Annotated in this window: 8 protein-coding genes and 1 pseudogene; 4 read left to right on the plus strand and 5 right to left on the minus strand. The window is 72.1% G+C overall.

The features are described from left to right. Together ABT367_RS39620 and ABT367_RS39625 are read right to left on the minus strand one after the other, a co-directional pair. Window positions 1-350: pseudogene (locus tag ABT367_RS39620) on the minus strand (hypothetical protein); the annotation flags it as partial. Window positions 351-482: 132 nt separating this feature from the next. After that, window positions 483-860, minus strand: a complete 378-nt coding sequence (locus ABT367_RS39625) for a MerR family transcriptional regulator (RefSeq protein ID WP_352258603.1) — start codon at window positions 858-860, stop codon at window positions 483-485. Between the two features lie 98 nt (window positions 861-958). Between ABT367_RS39625 and ABT367_RS39630 the strand changes: the two genes are divergently transcribed. The 3 genes from ABT367_RS39630 (at window position 959) to disA (ending at window position 4798) form a co-directional block, all read left to right on the plus strand. After that, window positions 959-2074, plus strand: coding sequence for an alkene reductase (locus tag ABT367_RS39630; protein ID WP_352258605.1), 1116 nt, complete (start codon window positions 959-961; stop codon window positions 2072-2074). Window positions 2075-2108: 34 nt separating this feature from the next. Continuing rightward, window positions 2109-3515 carry a DNA repair protein RadA gene (gene radA / locus ABT367_RS39635; RefSeq protein ID WP_352258607.1) on the plus strand — a complete coding sequence of 469 codons (1407 nt, stop codon included), beginning with the start codon at window positions 2109-2111 and terminating at the stop codon, window positions 3513-3515. Between the two features lie 224 nt (window positions 3516-3739). Further along, window positions 3740-4798: a DNA integrity scanning diadenylate cyclase DisA gene (disA, locus tag ABT367_RS39640; protein ID WP_052581401.1), complete on the plus strand. Its 1059-nt coding sequence runs from the start codon at window positions 3740-3742 to the stop codon at window positions 4796-4798. Between the two features lie 77 nt (window positions 4799-4875). Here disA and ABT367_RS39645 read toward each other — a convergent pair whose 3' ends face one another. Further along, window positions 4876-5706 (minus strand): hypothetical protein, encoded by an 831-nt coding sequence (locus tag ABT367_RS39645; RefSeq protein ID WP_352258609.1) that lies wholly within the window; start codon window positions 5704-5706, stop codon window positions 4876-4878. Between the two features lie 241 nt (window positions 5707-5947). On the opposite strand from ABT367_RS39645, the gene ABT367_RS39650 reads away from it, so the two are divergent. Further along, window positions 5948-6619, plus strand: coding sequence for a phosphatase PAP2 family protein (locus ABT367_RS39650; RefSeq protein ID WP_352258611.1), 672 nt, complete (start codon window positions 5948-5950; stop codon window positions 6617-6619). An 87-nt stretch (window positions 6620-6706) separates the two neighbouring features. On the opposite strand, the gene ABT367_RS39655 is transcribed toward ABT367_RS39650, so the two are convergent. Together ABT367_RS39655 and ABT367_RS39660 are read right to left on the minus strand one after the other, a co-directional pair. Then, entirely contained in the window at window positions 6707-7363 is a 657-nt protein-coding gene (locus tag ABT367_RS39655; protein WP_352258613.1) for a response regulator transcription factor, read from the minus strand. Further along, window positions 7360-8225: sensor histidine kinase (locus ABT367_RS39660; RefSeq protein WP_352258614.1), on the minus strand; the 866-nt coding region annotated here is incomplete at its 5' end. The genes ABT367_RS39655 and ABT367_RS39660, both read right to left, overlap by 4 nt.

An 8225-nucleotide genomic window follows, 5' to 3' on the forward strand; every position in this document is an offset into this window, starting at 1 on the left:
GCCGCGTCCCGGCCGCCCGCGTGCGCGCCCTGCCGTCTGCGCTTGGCCTCGGCGAGCCGGCGCAGACAGGCCCAGCGGGCCAGCGCGTACAGCCAGGCCCTGCGGTCGCGGTGGCTGACCGGGCCGCGGCCGGTCCTGCGCTCGGCGAGCGTGAGCACATCGCCGAGGGCGCCGGTCGCCGCGTCGTGATCGCACAGCACGGACAGGCAGTAGGTGAAAAGCCCGTCCAGATACGGCTCATAGCGCGTCGGCGGGGTGTGCGAAACGGTCCGGTCCGCCCGGTGCGCACGGCGGTGCGCCCGGTGTGCGCCGGTGGTATGCGTGGAGTGTTCCGGGCTGCTCGTCGTCACCCGTGCGACCGTAGGTGCCGGGGTAAGTGCCCGTCCGTCCCCTTGCATACCTTTAGCTCATACGGGTGAACGTATCCCTCAAAAGGGGACAGGAACCGTCGATTCCGGCCCCCTTCCCGATCGCGTCGACGCCTACGGGGTGCCCAACTCCACGCGTTCTGCGGCCACTTCGATGATCTGGTCGAGAACTCCGCGGGAGCGCATGAGATCGGCGATCATCCCGTCGATCCGCTCGCGCTCCTCGGTCAGCTCCTCGACCAGGCGCGGGGTGGCGATCTCGTTCGGGCCGCCGTCCGCATCCCGCATACAGGGCAGGAGTTGGGCGATCTTGCGGCTGTGCAGGCCGGCCGCGTACAGGGCCTGGATGAGGACGACCCGGTCGACGGCCTGCTCCAGGTACTCGCGGTGGCCGCCCGGGGTGCGGTCGGAGGACAGCAGCCCCTGCTTCTCGTAGTAACGCAGCGAGCGTTCGCTCACGCCCGCGCGCGCGGCCAGTTCACCGATCCGCATCTGTCATCACACCCGCCGCCGAAGAGACTTGAAGCACCGGCCCGTACGAACTGCCGGGACTTGAATCTGACACTGATGTCAGCTTCTACGGTACGGCCATGACGAACTCCGTGACGAACTCCGCGCAGAACTCGCTCTTCACCCCGGCCCGTATCGGCACCCTGGACCTCCCGAACCGCCTGGTCATGGCCCCGCTCACCCGTAACCGCGCGCACGCCGACGGCGTTCCGTCCGAGCTGATGGTGCGGCACTACGCCGACCGCGCCTCGGCCGGCCTGATCATCGCCGAGGGCACGACCCCGAACGCCGTCGGCCAGACCTACCCGAACATCCCCGGCATCCACACCGACGCCCAGGAGGCGGGCTGGCGGCGGGTGACCGACGCGGTGCGGGCGCGCGGCGGGCGGATGTTCCTCCAGTTGCAGCACGGCGGCCGCAACGGGCATCCGGACACCAGCGGACACGTCCCTGTCGCCCCCTCCCCGATCGCGCTCCCCGAGGACGTGGAGACGCCGAGCGGACCCCGACCAGCCCCTGTACCAAGGGAGATGACGGCCGAGGACATCCGCGCCACGGTCGCCGACTTCGCCGCGGCCGCCCGCCGCGCGGTGGCCGCCGGCTTCGAGGGCGTCGAGGTGCACGGCGCCAACGGACAGCTGCTCCAGCAGTTCCTCGCCGAGAACACCAACCGCCGCACCGACGGCTACGGCGGCGCCCCCGAGCAGCGCATCCGCTTCGCCGTCGAGGTCGTCCGCGCGGTCGCCGAGGCCATCGGGCCCGAGCGGGTCGGGCTGCGGATCTCCCCCGACGTGACGGTGAACGGGATGGCCGAGGGCGATACGTATGCGATCTACCGGGCGCTCGTGACCGAGCTGGCCGGTGACGGACTCGCGTATCTGCACATCGTGTACGCGGATCAGGACCCCGGGCTGCTGAAGGAGCTGCGCGGAATCTGGCCCGGAACCCTGATCGGCAACCCGGTCCTGACCCGCCAGGACGTGGCCGGCGACGGCGGGCTCCGCAAGGGCGAGCTGCTGCACGCGGCCGGCGCCGATCTCATCGCGCTGGGCCGCGGCTTCCTCGCCAACCCCGATCTGGTCGAGCGGCTCCGGGTGGGTGCGCCGCTGAATCCCGTACGGGACAAGTACCTCATGTACACGGGCGGGGAGACGGGCTACAACGACTACCCCGCACTGGCACGGGCCGCCGCCTGACCCGGATGTCAGTGCCGCCCGCTACGGTTCGCGCATGGCTGCCCGTACGAAATCGAAGGACCGTCCCGCCTATCGCTGTACCGAATGCGGCTGGCAGACGGCCAAGTGGCTCGGCCGCTGCCCCGAGTGCCAGGCCTGGGGCACGGTCGAGGAGTACGGTGCGCCCGCCGTGCGGACCACCGCGCCCGGCCGGGTCACCAGCTCCGCGGTGCCCATCGGCGAAGTCGACGTACGGACGGCCACCGCACGCTCGACCGGGGTCGACGAACTCGACCGCGTCCTCGGCGGCGGGCTCGTACCGGGCGCCGTGGTGCTGCTCGCGGGCGAGCCGGGCGTCGGCAAGTCCACGCTCCTGCTCGATGTCGCGTCGAAGGCGGCCAGTGACGACCACCGGACCCTGTATGTGACGGGCGAGGAGTCCGCCAGCCAGGTGCGGCTGCGGGCCGACCGCATCGGGGCGATCGACGACCACCTCTATCTGGCCGCGGAGACCGATCTGTCCGCCGTCCTCGGCCACTTGGACGCGGTCAAGCCCTCGCTCCTGATCCTCGACTCCGTCCAGACCGTGGCCTCGCCCGAGATCGACGGCGCGCCCGGAGGCATGGCGCAGGTCCGCGAGGTGGCCGGAGCGCTGATCCGGGCCTCCAAGGAGCGCGGCATGTCCACGCTCCTGGTCGGCCATGTCACCAAGGACGGCGCGATCGCGGGCCCGCGGCTGCTCGAGCACCTGGTGGACGTCGTCCTCTCCTTCGAGGGCGACCGGCATGCGCGCCTGCGTCTCGTACGGGGAGTGAAGAACCGGTACGGGGCCACCGACGAGGTCGGCTGCTTCGAGCTGCACGACGAGGGGATCACCGGACTCGCCGACCCCAGCGGCCTCTTCCTGACCCGGCGCGACGAGCCCGTGCCCGGCACCTGTCTCACCGTCACCCTGGAGGGCCGCCGGCCGCTGGTCGCCGAGGTGCAGGCGCTGACCGTGGACTCGCAGATCCCCTCGCCGCGCAGGACGACTTCGGGCCTGGAGACCTCCCGTGTCTCGATGATGCTGGCCGTTCTGGAGCAGCGCGGCCGGATCACCGCCCTCGGCAAGCGCGATATCTACTCCGCGACGGTCGGCGGGGTGAAGCTCTCCGAACCGGCCGCGGACCTCGCGATCGCCCTCGCGCTCGCCAGCGCCGCCAGCGACACCCCGCTGCCGAAGAACCTCGTCGCGATCGGCGAAGTGGGGCTCGCGGGCGAGGTCAGAAGGGTCACGGGCGTCCAGCGCAGATTGGCCGAAGCCCATCGGCTCGGGTTCACCCACGCCCTCGTACCGAGCGATCCGGGGAAGATCCCGGCGGGCATGCGGGTCACCGAAGTGGCCGATATGGGAGACGCGCTGCGGGTCCTGCCGAGGTCGCGTAGGCGAGAGGCCCCACGGGAGGACGACGACCGCCGGTAGACTTTGCCCCGGTCTCGCCCGTCCGTACGAAACACGGGCCCCATGCGTACGCGACGCAAGCCCGCTGACGTACGTGCGAGACCACCAGGAGACCAGGGCGTGGAGTAGATCCCCGATCCCGGAGGAGAGCAGTGGCAGCCAGCGACCGGGGAGCGAATCCCGGCAAGGACAAGGCCGCGGCTCCGAGCAGGACGGGCGGCTCGGGCGTCGGTTCCGAAGTGCTGATGCGCGCCGCGCTGAGCGCGGTCGCGCCCGGCCAGGCGCTGCGTGACGGCCTGGAGCGGATTCTGCGCGGCAATACGGGCGGTCTGATCGTGCTCGGCTCGGACAAGACGGTCGAGTCGATGTGCACCGGCGGATTCGTCCTCGATGTCGAGTTCACGGCCACGCGGCTGCGTGAGCTGTGCAAGCTCGACGGCGGCATCGTTGTCAGCTCCGACCTCTCGAAGATCCTGCGCGCGGGCGTGCAGCTCGTGCCGGATCCCACGATCCCCACCGAGGAGACGGGCACCCGGCACCGCACGGCGGACCGCGTCTCCAAGCAGGTCGGCTTCCCGGTCGTCTCGGTCTCGCAGTCGATGCGGCTCATCGCGCTGTACGTGGACGGGCAGCGCCGAGTCCTCGAGGACTCGGCCGCGATCCTGTCCCGGGCGAACCAGGCGCTGGCGACCCTTGAGCGCTACAAGCTCCGCCTCGACGAGGTGGCCGGCACGCTCTCCGCCCTGGAGATCGAGGACCTGGTCACCGTCCGCGATGTCTCGGCCGTGGCCCAGCGTCTGGAGATGGTCCGCCGGATCGCCACCGAGATCGCCGAGTACGTGGTGGAGCTGGGCACCGACGGCCGTCTCCTCGCGCTTCAGCTGGACGAGCTGATCGCGGGCGTCGAGCCCGAGCGCGAGCTCGTCGTACGGGACTATGTGCCGGAGCCGACCGCCAAGCGCTCGCGCACGGTGGACGAGGCGCTGTCCGAGCTGGACGCCCTGTCGCACACCGAGCTGCTCGAACTGCCCGTCGTGGCAAGGGCGTTGGGCTACACCGGCTCACCGGAGGCCCTCGACTCGGCGGTGTCGCCGCGCGGTTACCGGCTCCTCGCGAAGGTCCCCCGCCTGCCGGGGGCGATCATCGACCGTCTCGTGGAGCACTTCGGCGGACTCCAGAAGCTGCTCGCGGCAAGCGTCGACGACCTGCAGACGGTGGACGGCGTGGGCGAGGCCCGGGCGCGATCGGTCCGCGAGGGCCTCTCCCGCCTGGCGGAGAGCTCAATCCTGGAACGGTACGTATAGGAACGGGGGACCGTTTGTCGCGCGCAGTGCCCGGTTTGCCGGGTTCACGCGCGACAAACGGTCCCCCGGCCGCCTATCTACGCCTCGTCCAGCACGAACGAGGCCCGCAGCGTCCCCGTGCCCTCGCCCTTCGCCTCGACCAGGTACGTGCCGGGTGCGGCCGAACCCGGGCCCGGGGAGGCGCAGTCGGCCTCGCTCGGCTTACGGTCCCAATTCAGGGTGTACGTGATGGCGCTGTTTCCGGGCACGCGATAGAGCAGGCTGCCGGCGGTGGCGGGGCAGTCCGAGGACTTCCAGTACGGGGAGTCGTCACCGGCCTTGGTGATCGTGACGACCAGTTCCTTCGGGCCCAGGTCGAACTTGCAGTCGGCGCCGGCCTCGTTCTTCGCGACGATCTCCACCTTGGGCTTCTCGCCCGGCTGGTAGCGGTTCTTCGCGCTCTCGATGGTCAACTCGAGGTCGGAGGCACGGCAGTTGGGGAGCGCGGAGCCGGCGGGAACCTCCTCGCCCGAGCCCGAACCCGCGCCCGAACTGCTTCCCACGCCCACGGATCCGCCGGAACCGGCGCCGCCACCCGTGCCGTTCGCCCCGTCCGTACCGCCGGAGTCCTCCCCCGTACCGCCGTCCTCGCCGGAGCCGCCGCCCGAGTCCGCGCCCGAGGAGTCGCCCGACTCGTCACGCCCGCCCGGCGGTTCACTGATCGCGGGACCCGAGGAGTCGGGTCCTGGCGTGATGGAGGGTGCGGGGTTCTTGCCGTCGGCGCCATTGCCGTTGCCCCCTCCGCCGCCGGACGTGACGGCCCACAAAATGAGCAGCGCCAGCAACCCGAGCACGGTCAGGAGCGCCGCCCTCCGTCGCCAGTAGATGGAGGAGGGAAGCGGCCCGACCGGATTGCGCAGAGATCCCACGGCGCAAACTGTACGAGAGATCGTGCCCAACTCCCGCCCCACCCGCCGCCACGGAGCGCAACTTTTCCGGATCATCATTCCGGGAACGGGGGTTCGGCGGCGGTATGGGTTCTTTGCGGCCGCCGCCGGGCCGTTGGCCCCGGGCCCTAGGTCCCGGCCGCGCACCCCTGCCGATCGTCAGGTGCGGTGGTGGCCGATAGCCGGATGTGGGGCGCACGAGGCGCGCCGTACTGTCCAGATCATGGAAGCGACCACCTCCCCGGCCCTCTTGGCGTCCGCGCCGCCCGTCGACACCTCCGGGCTCTACCGCGACATCACCGGTTTCGCGCACGACGCACCGGCGTGGCTGCAGCACCTGTTGGAGGTGTGGACCGAGCTCGGTCTGCTGCTGTTCGGCGTGCTGTTCGCCGCCGCATGGTGGCGGGCCCGGCGCGCGGACTCCCGGGCGCTGGCCGTCGCGGTGCTCGCCCCGCTCGCCACCGCGCTCGCGTACGTGATCAGCGAGCTCCTGAAGTCGGTGGTCGACGAGGAGCGGCCGTGCCGCGCGGTGTCCGGGGCCGTGCGCTCCCTCGCCGAATGCCCGCCGCACGGCGACTGGTCCTTCCCGAGCAACCACGCCACGATCGCCGGCGCCTCGGCCGTGGCGCTCGCGCTGATCTGGCGCGGACTCGGGTGGCTTACGCTGCCGCTCGCCCTGCTCATGGCGTTCTCGCGGGTGTTCGTCGGCGTGCACTACCCCTTCGACGTGGCGGTGGGCCTCGCGCTCGGCGCGCTGGTGGCCTTCCTCGTCATACGGCTCCTGCCCCCGCCCCTGGCCCGCCTGGTCACAGCGATGCGCACCTCGCCGAACGCCGCCGTGCGCTGGTGCGTGGGCCCGGGCCCGGCGGCCCACGCCTACGCGGCCGTCCGCTAGGACCCGCACGCCACCTGCGCGGCCGTGCGCCAGGCCCCGCACGCCACCTGCGCGGCCGCCCCCCAGGACCCGCCCAGCCCGCCATGCCTAGCCGGGGCCCACAAGTCCCGCTTCGTACGCGACGATCGCCGCCTGAACGCGGTTCTTGACCTCCAGCCGGTCGAGGACCGCGCTCACGTACGCCTTCACCGTGCCCTCGACCAGATGCAGCTTCGCCGCGATCTCGGGGTTCGACAGACCGGCACCGACCAGCCCGAGCACCTCGCGCTCGCGCGGCGACAGGAGCCGGGTGCGCTCACGCGCCGCCGCCGCACGGCTCAGGCGCTCACCCCCGTACCCCTCGATGACCTGCCGTGCGACCTTCGGCGAGAGGAAGGCCGCGCCGGAGGCCACCGCCCGTACGCCGGCGAGGAGTTCCTCGGGATCGCCGGACTTCAGCAGAAACCCCGTCGCGCCGCCGGTCAGGGCGCGGGCCACGTACGCGTCCTCGGAGAAGGTCGTCAGCATCGCGACCGCCGTGTCCGGCACAGTCCGTACGATCTCCTCGGCCGCCGCGAGCCCGTCGAGCCGCGGCATCCGGATGTCGAGCAGCGCGACGGCGGGCCGGTGCGCGCGGACCGCCTCCACCGCCTCGCGCCCGTCGGCGGCCTCGGCGACCACCTCGATATCGGGGGCGAGCGCGAGGATCGCCCGTACGCCCGCCCGGATCATGGCCTCGTCGTCGGCCAGCAGTACGCGGATCACTCACGGTCCTTTCCAGCGGCGGGGACGGCATCCTTCGCGACCAGCCGGTCACCCTCGAAGCAGAGTCTGAAGTGCTCGACGGAGACGAAGAGTTGGCCGCTCGCCCGGTAGTAGCGGCAGTCCGCACCGGCGGGCGGCGCGGGGGCGCGGTCCTCCGGTGGATCGGCCACCTCGCGCTCCGGCAGCGCCTTCTCCACATCGGTCCCGCTCGCGCCGATCTCGAGCCGCGCATAGGCGGCGGGACTCAGCACGGAGTGCGTCTTGCTGTACGCGTACCAGGCGAACGTCCCCGCGACGAGCAGCACCCCGGCCACTCCGGCGACGGCGAACGGCACCCAGGTCCTTCGGCTCATCCCGATCATCACCTGGGACGCGGGCGGCCCCGCGTCCCAGTGCGCCGCGGGCTCGACGGGCAGCCAGGCCCGCACGCGGAAACCGTCCCCGTGCTCCCCCGCCTGAAAGGTCCCGCCCTCATCGAGCACGCGCTCGCGCAGCCCGACCAGACCGGTGCCGTCCTGACCTTGCGGCCGCTGACCGGGGGCGCCCTCGTCGGTCACGCTCACCAAGGTGCCCGCGTCCCCGCGGACGACCTCCACGGCGACGGCGGCACCGGGCGCGTACTTCACCGCGTTGGTCAGCGCCTCCTGAACGACCCGGTGCACGGTCCGCTCCCGCAGCGCCTCGTCCGGCTCCCCTTCCGTATGCAGCCGCACGTCGAGGCCCGACGCCCCCGCACGCGTCACCAGCGCCTCGACCGTCTCCCCGGCCGGCACCAAAGGCGCGGGCTCCCCCGCCTCCCGGAGCAGCCCGATGATCTCCCGCAGCCGGTCGGTGGCGTCGGCCGCCGCGCCCCGCAGCTCGG

The sequence above is a fragment of the Streptomyces mesophilus genome (assembly GCF_040300965.1).
In the GTDB taxonomy this organism is placed as follows: Bacteria; Actinomycetota; Actinomycetes; order Streptomycetales; family Streptomycetaceae; genus Streptomyces; species Streptomyces mesophilus_A.

What these genes read in the sequence shown, in the direction of transcription:
- ABT367_RS39625 (WP_352258603.1), bottom strand. Translation starts at nt 860, where the DNA reads ATGCGGATCGGTGAACTGGCCGCGCGCGCGGGCGTGAGCGAACGCTCG.
- ABT367_RS39630 (WP_352258605.1), top strand. Translation starts at nt 959, where the DNA reads ATGACGAACTCCGTGACGAACTCCGCGCAGAACTCGCTCTTCACCCCG.
- radA (WP_352258607.1), top strand. Translation starts at nt 2,109, where the DNA reads ATGGCTGCCCGTACGAAATCGAAGGACCGTCCCGCCTATCGCTGTACC.
- disA (WP_052581401.1), top strand. Translation starts at nt 3,740, where the DNA reads ATGCGCGCCGCGCTGAGCGCGGTCGCGCCCGGCCAGGCGCTGCGTGAC.
- ABT367_RS39650 (WP_352258611.1), top strand. Translation starts at nt 5,948, where the DNA reads ATGGAAGCGACCACCTCCCCGGCCCTCTTGGCGTCCGCGCCGCCCGTC.